This window comes from Chitinophaga niastensis (assembly GCF_003014755.1).
Lineage (GTDB): Bacteria > Bacteroidota > Bacteroidia > Chitinophagales > Chitinophagaceae > Chitinophaga > Chitinophaga niastensis.
The window spans coordinates 796,243-814,484 of the sequence record NZ_PYAW01000001.1; the positions used below are offsets into that span (position 1 = coordinate 796,243).

20 protein-coding genes are annotated in these 18,242 nt (G+C 43.9%); 9 read left to right on the forward strand and 11 right to left on the reverse strand.

The features are described 5' to 3' along the window. The first annotated feature begins 16 nt into the window (after positions 1-16). Positions 17-703, forward strand: coding sequence for a response regulator transcription factor (locus CLV51_RS03410; RefSeq protein ID WP_106526596.1), 687 nt, complete (start codon positions 17-19; stop codon positions 701-703). Between the two features lie 7 nt (positions 704-710). Here the strand turns inward: CLV51_RS03410 and CLV51_RS03415 are convergent, their stop codons facing one another. After that, a complete protein-coding gene (locus CLV51_RS03415) occupies positions 711-1,541 on the reverse strand; it encodes a sensor histidine kinase (protein ID WP_106526597.1) in 831 nt (276 codons plus the stop codon). Positions 1,542-1,640: 99 nt separating this feature from the next. On the opposite strand from CLV51_RS03415, the gene pheS reads away from it, so the two are divergent. The 3 genes from pheS to CLV51_RS03430 are packed head-to-tail and all read left to right on the forward strand — an operon-like array spanning position 1,641 to position 4,579. Further along, a complete protein-coding gene (pheS, locus tag CLV51_RS03420; RefSeq protein WP_106526598.1) occupies positions 1,641-2,669 on the forward strand; it encodes a phenylalanine--tRNA ligase subunit alpha in 1,029 nt (342 codons plus the stop codon). A gap of 18 nt (positions 2,670-2,687) precedes the next feature. Further along, complete coding sequence (locus tag CLV51_RS03425) at positions 2,688-3,542, forward strand: 3-hydroxyacyl-CoA dehydrogenase NAD-binding domain-containing protein (RefSeq protein WP_106526599.1); 855 nt, start codon at positions 2,688-2,690, stop codon at positions 3,540-3,542. A gap of 50 nt (positions 3,543-3,592) precedes the next feature. After that, positions 3,593-4,579 carry an NAD-dependent epimerase/dehydratase family protein gene (locus CLV51_RS03430; RefSeq protein ID WP_106526600.1) on the forward strand — a complete coding sequence of 329 codons (987 nt, stop codon included), beginning with the start codon at positions 3,593-3,595 and terminating at the stop codon, positions 4,577-4,579. On the opposite strand, the gene CLV51_RS03435 is transcribed toward CLV51_RS03430, so the two are convergent. The 10 genes from CLV51_RS03435 to CLV51_RS03475 all read right to left on the reverse strand — a co-directional run bounded on the left by CLV51_RS03435 (position 4,565) and on the right by CLV51_RS03475 (position 14,212). Then, the gene (locus CLV51_RS03435) at positions 4,565-5,239 is read right to left on the reverse strand and encodes a hypothetical protein (protein WP_106526601.1); all 675 of its coding nucleotides are present in this window, start codon (positions 5,237-5,239) and stop codon (positions 4,565-4,567) included. The two genes, CLV51_RS03430 and CLV51_RS03435, sit on opposite strands and share 15 nt — an antisense overlap. A gap of 221 nt (positions 5,240-5,460) precedes the next feature. After that, the gene (locus CLV51_RS03440; protein WP_106526602.1) at positions 5,461-6,405 is read right to left on the reverse strand and encodes a UDP-3-O-(3-hydroxymyristoyl)glucosamine N-acyltransferase; all 945 of its coding nucleotides are present in this window, start codon (positions 6,403-6,405) and stop codon (positions 5,461-5,463) included. A 626-nt stretch (positions 6,406-7,031) separates the two neighbouring features. Continuing rightward, the gene (hemN, locus tag CLV51_RS03445; protein ID WP_106526603.1) at positions 7,032-8,390 is read right to left on the reverse strand and encodes an oxygen-independent coproporphyrinogen III oxidase; all 1,359 of its coding nucleotides are present in this window, start codon (positions 8,388-8,390) and stop codon (positions 7,032-7,034) included. Positions 8,391-8,396: 6 nt separating this feature from the next. Then, entirely contained in the window at positions 8,397-9,110 is a 714-nt protein-coding gene (locus tag CLV51_RS03450; RefSeq protein WP_211301934.1) for a sulfite exporter TauE/SafE family protein, read from the reverse strand. A gap of 49 nt (positions 9,111-9,159) precedes the next feature. Beyond that, positions 9,160-9,597, reverse strand: coding sequence for a FixH family protein (locus tag CLV51_RS03455; RefSeq protein WP_106526605.1), 438 nt, complete (start codon positions 9,595-9,597; stop codon positions 9,160-9,162). A gap of 36 nt (positions 9,598-9,633) precedes the next feature. Further along, on the reverse strand, positions 9,634-11,022 hold the full coding sequence (gene ccoG, locus CLV51_RS03460; protein WP_106526606.1) for a cytochrome c oxidase accessory protein CcoG: 1,389 nt from the start codon (positions 11,020-11,022) through the stop codon (positions 9,634-9,636). A 3-nt stretch (positions 11,023-11,025) separates the two neighbouring features. Further along, positions 11,026-11,985: a cbb3-type cytochrome c oxidase N-terminal domain-containing protein gene (locus tag CLV51_RS03465; protein WP_106526607.1), complete on the reverse strand. Its 960-nt coding sequence runs from the start codon at positions 11,983-11,985 to the stop codon at positions 11,026-11,028. 2 nt (positions 11,986-11,987) lie between these two features. Further along, a complete protein-coding gene (locus CLV51_RS29575; protein WP_342748457.1) occupies positions 11,988-12,380 on the reverse strand; it encodes a hypothetical protein in 393 nt (130 codons plus the stop codon). Continuing rightward, positions 12,347-13,276: a heavy metal translocating P-type ATPase metal-binding domain-containing protein gene (locus tag CLV51_RS03470; RefSeq protein WP_245898609.1), complete on the reverse strand. Its 930-nt coding sequence runs from the start codon at positions 13,274-13,276 to the stop codon at positions 12,347-12,349. The genes CLV51_RS29575 and CLV51_RS03470 overlap by 34 nt, the downstream gene beginning before the upstream one ends. A 225-nt stretch (positions 13,277-13,501) precedes the next feature. Then, on the reverse strand, positions 13,502-14,212 hold the full coding sequence (locus CLV51_RS03475) for a Crp/Fnr family transcriptional regulator (protein ID WP_106526608.1): 711 nt from the start codon (positions 14,210-14,212) through the stop codon (positions 13,502-13,504). Between the two features lies 1 nt (position 14,213). On the opposite strand from CLV51_RS03475, the gene CLV51_RS03480 reads away from it, so the two are divergent. From CLV51_RS03480 to CLV51_RS03500, 5 genes are all read left to right on the forward strand, one after another. Further along, positions 14,214-14,861: a pseudouridine synthase gene (locus CLV51_RS03480; protein ID WP_106526609.1), complete on the forward strand. Its 648-nt coding sequence runs from the start codon at positions 14,214-14,216 to the stop codon at positions 14,859-14,861. A 149-nt stretch (positions 14,862-15,010) separates the two neighbouring features. Then, complete coding sequence (locus tag CLV51_RS03485; protein ID WP_106526610.1) at positions 15,011-15,886, forward strand: YicC/YloC family endoribonuclease; 876 nt, start codon at positions 15,011-15,013, stop codon at positions 15,884-15,886. A gap of 15 nt (positions 15,887-15,901) precedes the next feature. Continuing rightward, complete coding sequence (locus CLV51_RS03490) at positions 15,902-16,390, forward strand: gliding motility lipoprotein GldH (protein ID WP_106526611.1); 489 nt, start codon at positions 15,902-15,904, stop codon at positions 16,388-16,390. Continuing rightward, positions 16,387-17,406 carry a sensor histidine kinase gene (locus CLV51_RS03495; RefSeq protein ID WP_106526612.1) on the forward strand — a complete coding sequence of 340 codons (1,020 nt, stop codon included), beginning with the start codon at positions 16,387-16,389 and terminating at the stop codon, positions 17,404-17,406. Before CLV51_RS03490 ends, CLV51_RS03495 begins: the two co-directional genes overlap by 4 nt. A 58-nt stretch (positions 17,407-17,464) precedes the next feature. Beyond that, positions 17,465-18,175, forward strand: coding sequence for a response regulator transcription factor (locus CLV51_RS03500; protein WP_106526613.1), 711 nt, complete (start codon positions 17,465-17,467; stop codon positions 18,173-18,175). The last annotated feature ends 67 nt before the right edge of the window (positions 18,176-18,242 follow it).

An 18,242-nucleotide genomic window follows, 5' to 3' on the forward strand; every position in this document is an offset into this window, starting at 1 on the left:
AATTTAAAACAAGGTTATGGCTAAAGTATTACTGATAGAAGATGAAGTGCAGTTAGGTCAGATAGTGAAAGAAAGCCTTGAGATGAGGGGTTTTGAAATGTTGTATGCAGCTGACGGAAAAGAAGGGCTGCGCTTATATCAGCAGGAGCATCCGGATGTGGTAGTGTTGGATATTATGATGCCTAATATGGATGGATTTTCTGTTACTGCAGAAATCCGTAAACTGGATAAATTTACGCCGATCATCTTCCTGACAGCAAAATCGCAAACTGCGGATGTGGTGAAGGGTTTTGAACTGGGAGGAAATGATTATCTGAAAAAGCCTTTCAGTATGGATGAGCTGATAGTGCGCATTACAGCCTTGTTAAAACGTTTTAGTGATCATCCGGCCGTACGGGAAATGGAAGAAGGGGCAGTGGCTATCGGTCAGTATATTTTTAATTACACCAAACAAACACTTGCCCGTAATAACGTCATAGAGTTCCTCTCCCATCGTGAGGCGGCTATTCTTCGCCGGCTATATGATAATAAAAATGAAGTGATGGAGCGCAAAAAAGTACTGCTGGACCTTTGGGGAGATGATAATTTTTTTAATGCCCGCAGTATGGATGTATTTATCACCAAACTTCGCCGGTATCTGAAGGATGATTCCAGGGTACAGATTGTGAATATTCGTGGTGTAGGTTATAAGCTGATTTTTTAACCCGCTGTTACCAGGAGGGATCTATCTCAAACGTTATACATACGCGGGTGCCGCGTGGCATGTTTTCTTCTCCAAGGAGGTCTGTAATTTCGATATTAAACTGTGTATGGTACATGGTGCGGTAAAGTTCTGCTCTTTCCATGCATAGTTCCATTCCCCTGGACTGATGTCTGCCTGTTTTGAGCCCGTCGTTGTGGTACTGCAGGGCCTGTATACGGCCAATGCCATTATCTGTTACCTCACAGCTAAACAGGTTTTTATGCAACTGTACCCAGCGGATATCTAACTGACGGTCTGTTTCCTTGTGCATTAACCCATGCCAGATGGCATTTTCCAGGAAGGGCTGAATCAGCATACAAGGTACCGGTAAGGCCGCAGGAGAGATCTGCGGATCTATTTTCAGCGTGTAGTCAAATCCGTTGTTAGTGCGTAGCTGTTCCAGTTTCAGGTATTGTTCCAGCATATCTGTTTCTTCCTGGAGGGAGATAAAATTTTTATCTGCCAGCATTAATACATGTCTTAACAGCCGGGCAAACCCTGAAAGATATTCCTTTGCATTGGCGGTTTCGCCGTTCATTAAAGAGCTATAGATACCATTGAGACAATTGAAGAGGAAATGAGGGTTCACCTGTGATTTCAGGGTGGTGAGTTTTAGTTCAGATAGTTGTTTGCGCAATGTTTGTGTTTCTTTTTCCTGGTTGGTTTTATGGCGTGCTACCGCCTCGTCGTTGCTTTTTACAGCGAGGTAGCGGGATCTGTAACGGATGAAAAGGAGGAAAAATAGCACTGCTGCGGTGGTTACCAGTAGCAGTAAAACGTTGTGTATTGTAATGGACATACGTGTTATTAGCTACTGAAAATATACGTCATTTCCCTGGAAATAAGCGATGTGGAGATAAGCTCCGGTTTTGCACCTAATCGCTTATCTTTGTCCTTTATGGAACAGTTAGTACAGCAAATAGCAGCCTACAAACAGGAAATAGAGGCTTTTACGCCTGCCAACGCGGCCGATCTGGAACAGTACCGCATAAAATTTCTGGGTACAAAGGGTATCGTGAAAGCCCTTTTCGGGGAAATGAAACAGGTACCGAATGACCGTAAGAAAGAGTTTGGGCAGATATTAAACGATTTTAAGCAACTCGCAGAGTCCCGCTATGAGCAGTTCAGTGAACTGAAAGAAGCTTCCGGCGCGGATACCGGCGATACAGACTATACTTTGCCGGCAGCGCCGCACAGGCTTGGCACACGCCATCCTATCAGCCTGGTGCGGAATAAGATCATCCGCATATTTGAGCGGCTGGGCTTTACCATTGCCGAAGGACCTGAAATTGAAGATGACTGGCATAACTTTACAGCACTGAATCTGCCGGAAAACCATCCTGCCCGTGATATGCAGGATACGTTTTTTATCAGCCAGAATCCTGACTGGTTATTGCGTACACAAACCTCTTCTGCCCAGGTGAGGGTGATGGAAGAAGGCAAGCTGCCTATTCGCATTATCAGCCCCGGAAGAGTATATCGTAATGAAACTATTTCTGCCCGTGCACACTGTTTCTTCCACCAGGTGGAAGGATTGTATATAGATGAAAATGTATCATTCGCGGATCTGAAACAAACACTGTATCACTTTGTGAAAGAGATGTTTGGTGAGAACACGGGTATCCGTTTTCGTCCTTCTTATTTTCCTTTTACAGAGCCTAGTGCAGAAATGGATATCGTATGTTTCATTTGCGGTGGTACTGGTTGCCCTGTATGTAAACAAACCGGCTGGGTAGAAATACTTGGTTGTGGTATGGTGCACCCCAAAGTACTGGCTAATTGCGGCATCGATCCGGAAAAATATACCGGCTTCGCTTTTGGTATGGGAATAGAACGTATTACCATGCTGAAATACCAGATAAAAGATTTGCGCCTGTTTTCAGAGAACGATACCCGTTTCCTGGAACAGTTTGAAGGCGCCGTATAAAAATCCCAACATCAAAAAATGGTGATTCAATCTATTGCCATATGCGGCGCAGGTACCATGGGTGCCGGAATAGCACAGATAGCGGCTTATAGTGGTTTTAGTACCGTGTTGTACGACATACAACAGGCCGGACTGGATAAAGCTAAAACGCAAATTGAAAAAAGTTTGCAGGTGGCTATAGATAAGGGTAAACTGGCGGCGGCAGAAAAGGAAAATATCCTGCAGCGCATCCGGTTTTCAACAGCCATTGAAGACTGTATAGCGGATGTGGTGATTGAGGCTATTGTAGAGAAAATAACGGCTAAAACAGCCTTATTTAATCAACTGGCGGAGATCAATACAGTGGACACTATTTTCGCTACCAATACTTCCTCCCTGTCTGTTTCCGAAATAGCAGCTTCCATCACCAATCACCCGTCACGGGTGGTGGGTATGCACTTTTTTAATCCGGCTCATTTAATGAAACTGGTAGAAGTGGTTAGTGGCACAACAACCGCCCCGGAAGTGGCTTCAGCTATTTATGACCTGGCAGTGAAAATGGGAAAGGTGCCGGTACGTGTAAAAGATGCGCCCGGATTTATAGTAAACCGTGTAGCCAGACAATATTACCTGGAAGCCATGCATATCGCTGAGCAGGACCAGGCAGATTTCAGCACTATTGATCAGTTGCTGGAAAGCGTGGGTTTTAAAATGGGACCATTTGCTTTAATGGACCTGATTGGCAATGATGTGAACCTGGCCGTTACACAATCGCTGTACGATGCATTTGATCATGCGCCCCGCTTTAAACCTAATGTGCTGCAAGAGCAAAGAGTCAAGGATGGTAAGCTGGGACGCAAAACAGGATTGGGCTTTTACAGGTACGAACAGTAATTTGTTTTAGTTATTTTTGGGCCTCCTTTCGTAATAAGAATTTAGTCTTCATGATTTTAGTAACCGGTGGTACAGGTTTTTTGGGTAGTTATTTAATTCGGTCTTTAGTTGCTGCGGGGAAACCTGTGAGGGCTTTGTACCGCAAACAACCTTCTCCCCGGTTGCAGGATATTTCCGATAAAATAGAATGGGTTCCCGGCGACATCCTGGATGTATGTGCCCTGGAAGATGCCATGGTGGGCATTACACAGGTGTATCATTGTGCTGCAGTGGTATCGTTTCAGTCGGGCGATAAGAGTAGCCTGCTGAAGGTCAATGCAGAAGGAACTGCTAATGTGGTGAACATGGCGCTGGATGCAGGGGTAAAAAAGCTGTTGCATGTAAGTTCTGTTGCTGCCATCGGCAGAGCTAAAGAGAACAGACCGGTGAATGAAGATTGTGAATGGGAAGAAAGTAAAAACAATTCTCAGTACAGTATCAGCAAATTTCAGGGCGAAATGGAGGTCTGGAGAGGCATTGCTGAAGGGCTGGATGCTGTAATTGTAAACCCTTCCATTATTTTAGGCGCAGGCTTCTGGGAGGAAGGTTCCGGTACCTTGCTGAAAAATGCCTGGAAGGAATTCCCTTTTTATACACAGGGAGTGACTGGTTTTGTAGATGTACAGGATGTAATAAAAGCCATGATTCAACTGATGGATAGCGACATTAGCGGAGAGCGGTTTATCCTCTCTGCCGGCAACTGGGGCTACCACCAGCTTTTTACGGAGATGGCACATGCCCTCGGTAAAAAGCCGCCACATATAGCAGCAAAGCCCTGGATGGCAGAAGCAGTATGGCGGATGGAAAAAGTGAAAGGATTATTTACGGGTAGGCATCCATTGATAACAAAAGAAACTGCCCGTTCAGCTCAACTGAAAGTGTATTACGAAAATAACAAGCTATTAAGTGCGCTGCCAGGTTTTGGTTTCAGGCCATTGGAAGACACTATTAAGGAAATTTCTGCTGCTTTCCTCAAAGAGCGGTCACTTCAACAATAAGGCAGCAATGGCCGCCGCTAAAGTTTTAGTGGTTTCGGCATCTGCCTCTTTACTTACCCATACACGGGGCTTATCGCCTGGTATTACGGCCGCAACAGGTTGTCCGCGGTACTGAAACTCATAACATATCTTTTCGTAGGAATTTACCTTGCCAAAATGGTTATGCGCGGTAATGCGTATATCTGTTCCCGTGGATCTCAGGATGCCTGTTGGCTTATTATCGTTTAGCTCCAGGTAATGAGGGGCTTTTAATACCATTTCCCAGCGTTTTAACGGGTCATTTTTAGTGCCGTTGATTAAAACGTAATAGATGGCTGCATCCGCCTGTAAACCGTTCAAATAGGCCGGTAAAGCACGGTTGGAAAAGACGATGGAAGTGGTATTCATGGTTTGTACCAACAGGTGTTCATCATTCCCGTTTACATAAAAATTAAAGGCATTTTTGGGGTCTTTGACAAAGGTAGCCTCAGCCACCCCGTTTTTTCGGGAAGAGGTGGAATAAGGACCAAATGCGATGGTTTTGGCAGAGAACCACCCATCATTGATCTTCACGTTCCATTCCAGGTCATTGCTGTAAAGTATGTCTTTGGTTTTTGCGTGATTGGTAGTGCTGCACGCAAATAACAGTAGTGGCAATAAGGCAGTAAGCAGTTGCTTCATGAAGCGGGGTGTTTAAATTGAAATTACGAAAATTGTCTTTCTCATGATTAGGCTGATTATACTGATTGCCCCGATTTTATTCTTTTGATTTTAGAAGATTTAAACCCGATTAGCGAAGATTAAAGCGATTATATCCGCTCTAATCTTCACTAATCTTTTTATAATCAAAAAAATAAAATCGGGGCAATCAGTATAATCAGCCTAATCATGAGAAAGACAATCTACAGTCCTTTAACTTTTTCCCAGATCTCAGGGATACGTTTCATCCATTTAATTTCTTTCATTCTATCTTTTGCATCCTGCACCGGGCTGCCAAAATATACTTTACCAGCTTCAAGGTCACCAGCGACACCACTTTGTCCCAGCACAACGGCGCCTTTTCCGATAACGAGATCTTTGTTTACACCTACCTGTCCCCACAGGATCACGTTATCTTCCAGTTTTGCTTTACCAGCTATACCTACCTGAGCAGCAATGAGACAGTTCCTGCCGATCACGGTACCATGACCAACATGGATCATGTTATCCAATTTGGTACCACGACCAATGATCGTGTCGCCGCTTACACCTTTGTCGATAGTACAGCCTGCACCTAATTCCACATCGTCTTCAATAATCACCCTTCCACAGCTTACCATCTTATCGTATATCACTTCGCGGTTAGCTCTTTTTTTGAAGTAAAAAGCATCTGCACCTAACACTGTTCCGGCATGGATGATTACGTTATCTCCTATCACACAATGATCGTAAATGGTAACGTTAGGATGTATCAGACAGTTACGACCAATACGCACATGATTGCCAATGAATACGTTAGGTTGTATAACAGTACCTTCACCTATCAATGCAGAGTCGCTGATTGCTTTGGTAGCCGGTTCAAAAGGGCGGAATCTATTTACCAGTTTTACATATGCACTGAATGGATCTTCCAGCACCAACAGCGCCTTCCCTTCCGGACAATCTACTTTTTTATTAATGATGATAATCGTTGCTGCTGATTGCAGACTGGCGTTGTAGTATTTTTCAAAGTCAACAAACGAAATATCTCCCGCTGTTACTTTATGTATTTCATTGATGCCGGCAGCCATCAGTTGACTATTGCCAACCAGCTCTGCGCCTATGAATGCTGCTATTTCCGTTACCGCAACAGGTGCTTCGAACTTCATATGATCTGAATTATTGAGTAATGTTAAAGTGCGACAAAGGTAGTAAATCAACGATAGCAATAATCAAAATATGGCGGTATGATGACGATGATTTGAAAGTTTCAGACTGCTGTTATCCACAATTATTTTAGTGGTGTGAATAAATTTTTTTGTAAAATTTTTCTTTTGTGATGAAATTCTTTTTAATATTGTGTAGGGAATTTTGTTTCCCTGTACTTACTAACCCATTCACATAACAAGAAAGTCTGATTGTTCCAACGGTCAGACTTTTTTTATTGCCTCTGAAACCCGCATGAATAAAGCGTTACAGCCGATCGCTATTTTATCTCTCTAAAAATTACACACATAACACAATTGCTTTTGCGCTTTTTTAATGGTTGGCGGTAAAAACTGCCGGACCTCCATTTTCCCCTTTTTTGGGTGAGAAGGCGTCAAAAATCGAAAAATTTCCTGCCTTAAAATTGTCTTTTCCCCGATTAAACTGATTATGCTGATTACCCCGATTTTATTTCTTTAGCAATTATGTCCGCTTTAATCTTCGCTAATCTTTTTTAATCCGTAAAATAAATCGGGGTAATCAGCATAATCAGTTTAATCGGGAGAAAGACAATCGAACAAAAGATTTTTCAGATTGATTTGCTAAAGAGTTGTGAATGTGGCAATTGTCGCCATAGCCGGGCATCAAAGGCCATGCATATATTACGTATAAAAGGCCTTCCTTTGGCGGTAACTATTACTTTTTGCGGATATACATTCACCAATCCGTCTTTCTTCAGTTCCTGTAATCTTTGTAAGCCGTCTGTTACTGCATCGCATTGTGTATCTTCCTTATGCCAGGATGTTTCAAAGGTGCACATCAGGTTATGAATATGTCCCCGCAACAATAAATCTTCCTCATTTAGTATATGCCCGCGAACAATAGGAAACCTTTCTTTGTTTACCAACTCCTGGTAAGCTGTGATCTGCTTTTCATTTTGTACATATGCATACCAGCTGTCTCCGATGGAAGACGCGCCCAGTCCCACTAACAGTGCTGTATGCGAAACGGTGTAACCCATAAAGTTGCGATGTAGCTGTCCTTCTTTGTATGCTGTATACAGCTCATCTCCCGGTAATGCAAAATGATCCATACCTATCTCCGTATAACCGTTATTGTCGAAAAGCGACTTACCCAGTTCGTATAAGTGCCTTTTTTCGGCTTCTTTTGGCAGGTCATCTGCTGTATATCGTCGTTGTCCTGTTCCTTTGATCCAGGGTACATGCGCATAGCTGTAAAAAGATATCCTGTCCGGACGTAGCTGTACTACTTTATCAATCGTATCCTGCATACCTGCTATCGTTTGCAATGGCAGGCCATAGATCAGATCAAAGTTGATGGAGGTGAAGCCTGTTTGCCTGGCATTATCCACCACTGCTGCTACTGTTTCAAAAGGTTGTAGCCGGTTAATGATCTCCTGCACATGAGGGTCAAAATCCTGTATGCCTAAACTGATCCTGCGGAAGCCCAGGTTGTATAATGTTTGCAGATGTTCCGGCGTAGTATTGCCGGGATGTCCTTCAAAGCTCAGGCATGCATCGGGGAGTAATGCTGCTGTGCTGTAAATACCTTCCAGCAGATTGGTTAAATGCTCCGCACTGAAAAAAGTAGGTGTACCTCCTCCGAGATGTATCTCACGGATCCGTGGCTTATCACCGAAGGTATTTACATACAGCTGCCATTCTTTTAACAGGGCCGCCATATAAGGTGCTTCCACTTTATGATTTACCGTGATGTGTTTATTACAACCACAGTAGGTACACATTTTTTCGCAGAAAGGGAGATGAATATACAAACTGATACCGTCCTTGCTGTTAGACGCCAGGAAAGTTTTTTTCAACAGTGCTTTCCAGTCGTTGATATCAAAGCTGTTTTCTTCCCAATAAGGAACCGTGGGATAACTGGTATACCGCGGCGCGGCTACATTATATTTTCGTATAAGGTTCATAATAAGTTATGATTTATGACAACAATTTTCAACTACATTTTCGCTTTGCGGCATCAGCGTGGGACTGATATAAGGAATACCCAGATTGAGGCCGCGCAGGATGAGCAATATGCCCATGATGCTGATTACTACCGGTATCATGTTGCGCATTTTGTTTCTTACACTTATGCTGATGAGATGACCGAACCAGGTAACTCCTATCATAGCAGGAAGAGTGCCTGTGCCAAATGCAGCCATAAACAACATCCCCTTTCCTACCCCGCCGGTTGCAATGGCACCGGCTATACCGGGGTACACTAATCCACATGGCAGGAAGCCATTCAGTAAACCAATGGCGTATAACGTATGGAAGCGCTGCTGACGCAGTAATGTACCAAGAGCGGATTTTATTTTTCTGGTATATGCATTAGGGAGATGCCTGCCATTTGTCCACCTGATACCGGTGTATTTTAGTAATACGATCAGCAATAACAAGCTGCCTGTCGCAATGGATAATCCTTGCTGTAAGCCACCCAGGTAAAACTGTTTTCCCAGCCAGCCAAAGATCATTCCCAGCAATGCGTAGGTACTGATACGACCGGCATTGTACAGCAGTATGCCTGCCAGCTTTTTACTGTCTTTGAGGTGCTGTACCGGCAACGTTAATGCAATGGGCCCACACATGCCTATGCAGTGAAAACTGCCCACAAAGCCCAGCATAAAAGAGGTGAACACGAACATGATGCGATTATTTATCTGTCTGTTGAAACAAAATATTCAAATGTTAAAATCAATAAATATTTATTAATTGCTCCTGGTAGAATGGTTTGTTGTCCATGGTCCATTGCACTTTTATTTTGTACTGACCTTTGGTCAATAACTGTTTGCTTATCAATTGTTGACCATCGTTATCAGGTTGCAATGACAAGTCCACATCTTTACCGGAATCAGAAGGCCTGTAAAAGGTTACTTTACCGGTAAGCTCCCGTTGGTGCAGCTCCCTGGGAAAGGTGACAGCGATGGTATTGTCGGCTTGGGCTATGATTACCGGCGTGGATAATGCACCTGCATTTTGTTTACCATCTATCACCTGTTGGTATTTTAATTCTTCGCTGTAGTAATCAGGCGTTACCATATCTATCCTGGTACGCATGCTTTTTGTTACCAGCGTTAAAAGACCAGCGGCAAACACTACAAATACTATGATGATTTTATGTCCCCAGTTCATGGTAAATGCGTTTAAAGATTTTATTAAGATGCCTGCCTATTGTACCGGTCCTAAAAAGGTGGTACGCAGGCGGGTGATTTTTTTGTTCTGTTGATATAACCCGATGTAAAGGGTAGCCTTACGGTTATGCACTGCTGTTCTTGGCAGGACAATGAAAAAAGTGCCTTCCCCCTGCCCTTCTGCTTTTACGTGAATGATGGGGTTGCCTATCATGGTAATGGTACCGGCCTCATTTTCCAGTTTCAGTTCCAGAGGGATATCCTGTGTTGTTTTATTTACCAGCTTAATGCGGTAAAGATTAGTAAGACTATCGTTTCCCCGCTCCTGATACAACATGCCCGCAGTACGCATAATAGTGCCGCTAACAGGCTGGCGACCCGTTAGCATAAAACTGATAGCGCCCAGGAGGACGATCAGGATAAGGGTGTATACTTTCAGACGAGGCGTAAAACGCAACCGTTCTTTTTGGGCAATGCCATTTTCAGCAGCATAGCGGATCAAACCTTTGGGGCGGCCTGTTTTTTCCATCATAAAATCGCAGGCATCTATGCATGCGGTGCAGTTAACGCACTCCAGCTGGGTACCATTCCGTATATCTATGCCCGTAGGACAAACCTTTACACACTGCATACAGTCGATACAATCGACCACAGCCCGGGAATCGTCTTTACGGAACCTTCCGCGGGGCTCTCCCCTTTTGTAGTCGTAAGCCATCAATATGGAGCTTTTATCGAGCAATACGCCCTGTAAACGGCCATAAGGGCATACAATCGTACACACCTGCTCCCGCATAAAGGCAAATACGCCATAGAAAACACCTGAAAAAACCAGGATGGCAATAAACCCGCCGGTATGTGCCGATAATGGCCCGGTAATGATTTGTCCCAGCGCTTTGGCGCCAATGATATAAGCCAGGAATATATTGGCAATCAGGAACGATAAGGCATAAAAAGCCAGGTGTTTGCCTGTTTTGCGAACAATTTTGTTGGTGTTCCAGGGCGATTGCTGTAAAAGACGTTGTGCAGCCGCATCCCCTTCTATCCGATATTCCAGCCGGCGAAACAACATTTCCATGAAGATGGTTTGTGGGCACATCCACCCGCAAAAGAGGCGACCAAACGCCATGGTAAACACAACAATAAATAAAATGAAAGCCAGCATTGCCAACCCGAAAATGAAGAAGTCCTGGGGCCAGAAGATAGCGCCAAACAAAATAAATTTTCCTTCTACCACATTCAGCATAAATAAAGGCCTGCCATTTATAGCAATAAACGGCAGGCTGAAAAAAACACTAAAATAACACCCGCTCACAATGCTGCGGATATTATACCAGCGGCCTTTGGGCTGCTGCGCAAATATCCAGTTGCGTTTACCTTGTTTATCAACGGTGGCTATACTGTCTCTGAAAGTGGTACTATCGGCCATGGCTTATTCTTTTTGTCCTTGTGGTTCCTTTGCATTGGGTGGGTTACTACCATGAATAGACTTGATAAAACTGGCCAGCTGGGCCAGTTGTTTGGGTGAGAAATCTTCTTGCCAGGATTTCATTCCCTTATCTGCTACACCATACTTAATGGTTTTGAATACCTCATTGATTTTACCGCCGTGCAGCCAGTAATCATCAGTGAGATTAGGACCTACAACGCCCTGCCCTTGCGGCCCGTGGCAAGGTGCACAGTTAGAGATGAACATCTTTTGTCCTGCAGTGATATCGCCGGCATCTACCAGTAGCGTTACATTATTTTCATCAATGTTGTTGGCGGCATTTTTCAGGTAGGCTTCTTTGGCAATAGCTGCTTTTTCTTCTGCCATGGCCAGCTCTTCTATCTGGCTGGGTGCAGAATGTGATATTTCTGTACGCCAGAAATATACTATTCCAAAACATATACTGAAAATGAAACCCCATTTCCACCAGGGTGGTGTAGGATTATTCAGTTCACGGATGCCGTCGAAGTTGTGACCCATGTTCTGCCCCGCCTCTGCAGCCGTATCCAGCGTTTGGGTATTGTTTACTTTTTCCCACCAGGAGATACGCGGCTTACCTGCTGCCACCACCTTTTTAGGCTTACATTTCCGCTTAATGCCAACCAGGTATCGCAGCAGGAATAGTAAGCTGATGATCACTGCCAGTTCCAGCACAATTACTGACAGCAGGAGATAAAAAGATGTTTGAGACAACCGGGTAAAATATGGACTGGCAGTAACTACAGCATCTTGCGCAAAAGCACTGTTGCTCATGAGTGTCAATACGACAATTCCGGCTGTCAGCAATGTTTTACTGCCATCTTTTGTCATCTTTTCTCTGAAAATATCCATCGCACCCATTACTGCGTTGCCAAGGATACCAATAGCGAGCAAGAGTCCTCCTATCACCACCAGTAATACCATCGCTACCGGATCAGATAACTCTGAAGGAGGTTGTGGCCCGCCATCTGCAAAACAAAAGTAATCAGTCCAATACTTATGGAGCTGGCAGGCATTAATATAGCTGCTACCAGTGGAGATAGCAATCCTTGTACGGCAAAGTATAAACCGGTAATATTATAGAGGAGTGATAAAATAAAACTTATGAGGATAATACGCTTGTTAGCCTTGCATAATTGTATGAAATCCAATAGTAAAGGTAGTTTCCTGGCATCTAAAATACCATCACTGGCAGGCGTAAAGTTATTACTGTCTTCTGTTAAAGAGATGCCTATATCGCTTTGTTTTAATGCACCTGCATCATTTAATCCATCACCTATCATCATTACTTTTTTTCCTTTTTTTTGTAGGGAGATGATATAAGCGAGTTTGTCTGCCGGCTGTTGCTCAAAAGCAAAGTGGCATTGCTTCCCATCAGTTTACGGAGATTATCTGCAGCATTGTTATTGTCGCTTATCACCTCTGCTATACTACGCACAAAAGTGACGATAATAGCCAGTACAATAGGCATATCAATGTTCAGAAAACCGTGTTTAAGACCACTCCAGGCAGATTTAAAAAATACCTGTGCGCTATAAAAGAAAACAGGGAGTGCCAATGTCAGGGTCATATAGCGGAATGTGCTGTTAAGGCTTTCATCTAAACTGCCAGCGCTGGCAAAGTATTCAGGAAAACTAAGCAGCATAATATTACCAAAACAAAAACCGGCTATTCCCAATTGGTAGATAAGCGCCTGGTTGGTGCGGGGCTTTTTATGTTGGAGGTCCTGCAAACTAATGTATGGTTCATAGCCAATAGCAGTGAGTATTTCAGCTACATGCCTTAAAGATGTTTGTTGCTGCGAAAAAATAATCAGCGTTTCCTTTTTACTAAAGTTAACGGTTACACGCTGTATGCCTTTATCCAGCCGGTGCAGGTTTTCCAGCAGCCATAAACAAGAGCTGCAATGGATATGTGGTATATAGAAACAAACATGTGTTTGTGTATCGTCACGGAATTGAATCAGTTGTTGTTGTATTTTCTCCTCTTCCAGGAAAGCAAACTTATCCTGGCGCACTGCAATGCGTTGATTAATACCAGGTTTGCTGTTGAGATCATAATATTCACAGAGGCCGTACTGGTTAAGGATTTCGTACACCATTTTACACCCCTGACAGCAAAATATTTTTTCCTGCAGCGTATTATCCTTATCCGGACAATCTTCCCCGCAATGATAGCAGGTAGTTTGTGTATTGATATGAGGAGCAGCAGCCATTAACCGATGATTATATTGTTAATGTCGTGTTGCGTTATCACTATCGTGCGACCGGGTATGAGGGGAGGAACATCACATAAAGCAGCGGGTGTTAACTCATGAAAATTGATGATAGCATACGGGTACATGGCTGGTATTTTGTGTGGATACAAAACTACCTATAGCAGTAACGAGGGGCAATGATATGTGTCAGGGAGGAATATGATATTTGTCAGGAAAGCGTCGCTAATCCTGCAGGTTGGCTGTTCTTATAATCTCGGGCATGTCCAGCAGGCGGATCTTCTTGCCTTCCAGCTCTATCATGCCATCCTTCTTGAACTCAGAAAGCAGGCGTATAGCGGATTCTGTGGCAGTGCCTACCAGGTTGGCAATTTCTTCGCGGGAGAGGCGGACACTGAGTGTGTGGCCATCTTCTTCCAGTCCGTATGTTTCTTTGATAAAGAGTAATGTTTCTGCGAGGCGTTCTCTGACCGGCTTTTGCGCCAGGTGAGTGATCTTTAGTTCTGCCTTACGCAATTCACTGGATAAGATGCGCATCATTTCAAATGAAAGGGAGGCATCTTTTTGCAGGATATTAAGGAACAGGTCTTTAGGGACGAAGCAGATGGAAGAATCTTCCAGTGCTGTAGCTGTAGCAGTATATCTTTCGTTGCTTAATAAAGCTTTATAGCCCATAATATCACCGGCTTTAATGAGGCGTACAATTTGTTCCCGGCCGTCATCTCCGCTGTGTGAGAGCTTAATTTTTCCATCATTAATACAGTATACACCAAATGGGTAGGCGCCTTCATGAAAAATCACCTGACCTTTTTTGTAAACGGAGCATACTTTCGCTTCTGTAATCTGATCAAGATTACATTGTTCCGCTTTGCAGAATATAGAAGAAAAGCGATCCTTGCAATGCTGGCAGGAAGGATTATGAAACGAAGTAGCCATAATGAATTGTGCAAAAGTACTAATTTACGGCTCCTTAACCAAAGTAAAAGCTGTTGTGGCACTTAATTATTATGTGATTTATAAGCCATATGAGGTGTTGACCCGGTTTACCCCGGAAGACAACAAATCATGTTTGGCGGATTATTTTAAAGTGCCTTCGGACGTGTATCCGGTGGGTCGCCTCGATTATGATAGCGAAGGGCTGCTCATTCTCACAAATGACAAGGCCCTCAATCAACGACTACTCTTACCGCAATATGCCCATGAAAGGGAATATTGGGTGCAGGTAGATGGTGCTGTAACGGATGCTGCCGTAAAGCAATTGCGAGACGGTGTGCAGATTAATGTAGATGGAAAGATGTATCGCACACGGCGTTGTGAGGCGTCCATATTTACGGAAGAGCCTTTACTACCCCCACGCAACCCTCCTATTCGTTTCCGCAAAAGTATTCCTGCGCCCTGGATCAGGATGGTATTACACGAAGGAAAGAACAGGCAGGTAAGACGGATGACAGCCGCTGTTGGTTTTCCTACGTTGAGGCTTGTCCGTTATCGTATGGAAGATATTACGATCGAAGGCATGCAATCCGGAGAAATGGTGCAGTTAAGCCAGGCAGAGATCTATAAGCAGCTCAGGCTGAAAGCATAAAACAACAACATAAAGTGATTAAAGCGAAGATAAGCGCGGAACTTATATCCGTTGCCATCTTCGCTTTTATCTTTTACATGATGGCTTTTTGCCTTCAGCTTTCTGCTTTCAGCTTTTTTAACTAGGTTTGTCACCTACAAATTTCTATTATGCTGAAATCAATGACCGGCTTCGGAAGGGCAGAAAGCACAAGAGGCGAAACAAGTATTGTGGTGGAGATCAAATCGCTTAATGGTAAGCAGTTTGAGGTGAACCTGAAATTTTCTCCGTTGCTGCGACCCTATGAGTTCGACATCCGTGCACTTATGCAACAAACATTGCAACGTGGTACATTGGATGCAACTATCAACATTCGCCAGAATGGTGCTACCCGTCCGGTTGTAATCAATACAGATCTTGCTAAGTTCTACTACCAGTCTATCACCACGCTGGCTAATCAGCTGGATCTGCCGCAGGGTGATATGCTCAATGTGCTGATGAAACTGCCGGAAGTAGTGAGTCCTGCTACAGAACAAATGTCAGAAGAAGAATGGAAAGATGTGGAAGGCACACTGCGCCAGGCACTCACCGACCTCGATACACACCGGCTCGATGAAGGCCAGATGCTGGAAGCTGATCTGATGCAACGTATAGAAAACATTGATGCTTCTATGCAGAAGGTACGTGAACTGGACCCACTGCGTAAAGATCGTATCCGCCAGCGTTTGGAAGGATTACTGGCAGAACATGTGGGTAAGGAAAATGTTGATGGCAACAGACTGGAGCAGGAACTGATCTTTTATTTGGAAAAACTGGATATTTCGGAAGAGTTGTCCCGCCTGGAAAATCACCTCCGCTATTTCAAAGAAATATTGAAAGATGGAGATGCTGCCAAAGGCAAGAAGCTGGGCTTTGTGCTGCAGGAAATAGGACGCGAAATAAATACAACCGGCTCCAAAGCCAATGATGCCGGCATCCAGCAATGGGTTGTGCTGATGAAAGATGAACTGGAGAAAGCCAAAGAACAAGTTTTAAACGTTTTATAGTAAGGCGCATACCGTATGAACAAATTATTCCTGGCAACAGCAGGCTTACTATTATTGGCTGCAGCCTGCAAGCCGCCTAAAATGGATGTCTACGAGAAAAACCTGGAGATACCGGGCCATGATTGGACTTATGATTATAAACCGTCTTTCGAAGTAACCTTACAGCCGGAAGATACTGTCTTCCTTTACAATATTTGTGTAAATGTGAGGCATACAGATGCCTACCCTTACAGCAACATATGGGTGCTGGTGGGTACGCGGTATCCCGGTGATAGTATACCCAAAGAGCAACGCGTAGAACTGCCCCTGGCAGATGTTTCCGGCAAATGGTCGGGAACAGGTCTGGATGATATTTATGAGCATCGTATTTTCATTCAGCAAAAGGCCATCTTCAATAAACCGGGCACCTATAAGTTTACCTTTGAGCAAAATATGCGGCAAAATCCGCTCCCCCATGTGATGAATATTGGCTTGCGGATTGAGAAAGCCGGCAAAAGGCCATGATGAAAAGGATTTTCAATAAAATGCAGGAAGGTAAATCCGTTTCCTTCGTCTATTTTTTAGTACTGGCATATACAATAGCAGCCCTGGTATGGTGGGGCATTCTTCTGTTCAGACAAAGCGAACAAATCAGTCGCTTTGAACAGCAAAACCTGTCATTACGTGTGGATAGCCTTGCCCAGCCGGTTGAACATCAGCTGGAACTGCAACGTATCAACAAAGAAGAGCATATGCGCTCTTTTAAATACCTGGGGGAAGGACTCATTTTTTTAGGAATTATCTTACTCGGCGCACTCTTTGTATATAGGGCCGTGTGGAAATATATGAAGCTCAGCAGACAGCAACAGAATTTTATGATGGCCGTTACACATGAATTGAAATCACCTATTGCGGCGGCTAAACTAAACCTGGAAACTATCCGCAAACACCGGCTGGACGAAGAAAAGCAACTGAAGCTCATTAATAATACAATTCGGGAAACCAACCGTCTGGACCAGCTTTGTAATAACATCCTGCTGGCAGCGCAGCTGGAAACGCATAAGTACCAGCTGTATAAAGAGCCGCTGAACTTTTCAGAACTGGTTGAAAGCTGTATCAGAGAGTTGGGAGGCCGCATTGGTACCCACCTGATCGAAGCCGGCATTTTACCGCATGTATGGCTGGATGGAGATAAACTAACGTTGCAGATTATACTGAGTAACCTGGTGGAAAATGCCGCCAAATATGCACCTAAAAATACCACCATCAATATCAGACTGTTTGAAACCAATAAACAGCTGAAGTTGCAGGTGATTGATGAAGGACCAGGAATACCGGAAGAGGAAAAGACGAAGATCTTCCTGAAATTCTACCGTGTAGGTAATGAAAATACCCGCAAGGCAAAGGGTTCCGGACTAGGCTTATTCCTCACGGCTAAAATAGTGGAGCAGCATGGTGGATACATCGAAGTAAAAGATAACGTACCTGCTGGTACCTGTTTTGAAATAACCTGGCCTGAATATTCCGTACAAACAGCGTAAATTAGATGAAGGAATGAACACCCGGATCCGGATTTGAAGTAAAATCAAACATTAACACATGAAGGAAGCGACAAAGGCATCAATACTGCTGGTGGAGGATGAAGAAAATCTCCAGGAAGCGCTGAAGCTGAACCTGGAGCTGGAAGGATATGAAGTAACTGCAGTCGATAACGGCACAACTGCGCTGAAAGCAGTAAAGAACGAATATTTTGACCTTATCATATTGGACATTATGTTACCGGAAATGGATGGTATCGCCGTGTGCGAAAACATCCGGATTCAGAACAATGAAGTGCCTATCCTTTTCCTGAGTGCCAAGAACAGCAGCGCTGATCGCGTACTGGGCCTCAAAAAAGGTGGTGATGACTATATGACCAAGCCCTTTAACCTGGAAGAACTGTTGCTGCGTGTGGAGAAACTGATTGTGAAGAACAAAAAAATTCAGGATAAAGACAGCGTACCAAACGTATATCGTTTTGGTGATAATATGATCGATTTTGCTGCACAGGAATGTGTAGGTAAAGATGGTAAACATTATGAGCTGAGTAAGAAAGAAGCCATGCTGTTGAAGCTGCTCATCGAAAACAAAGGTGAAGTAGTAACACGTGAAAAAATATTGCAGGTAGTTTGGGGTTATAACGTATATCCTACTACCAGGACCATCGATAACTTTATTCTCAACTTCCGCAAATACTTTGAGGAAGATAGCCGCAACTCCCGGTATTTCCACTCTGTAAGAGGTGTGGGGTATAAATTTACAGAAGCGTAGCAACAGCTTTTAGCTTTTAGCAATTAGCTGTTAGAGAATGCAGCGAAGATTGCTAAAAGCTAATTGC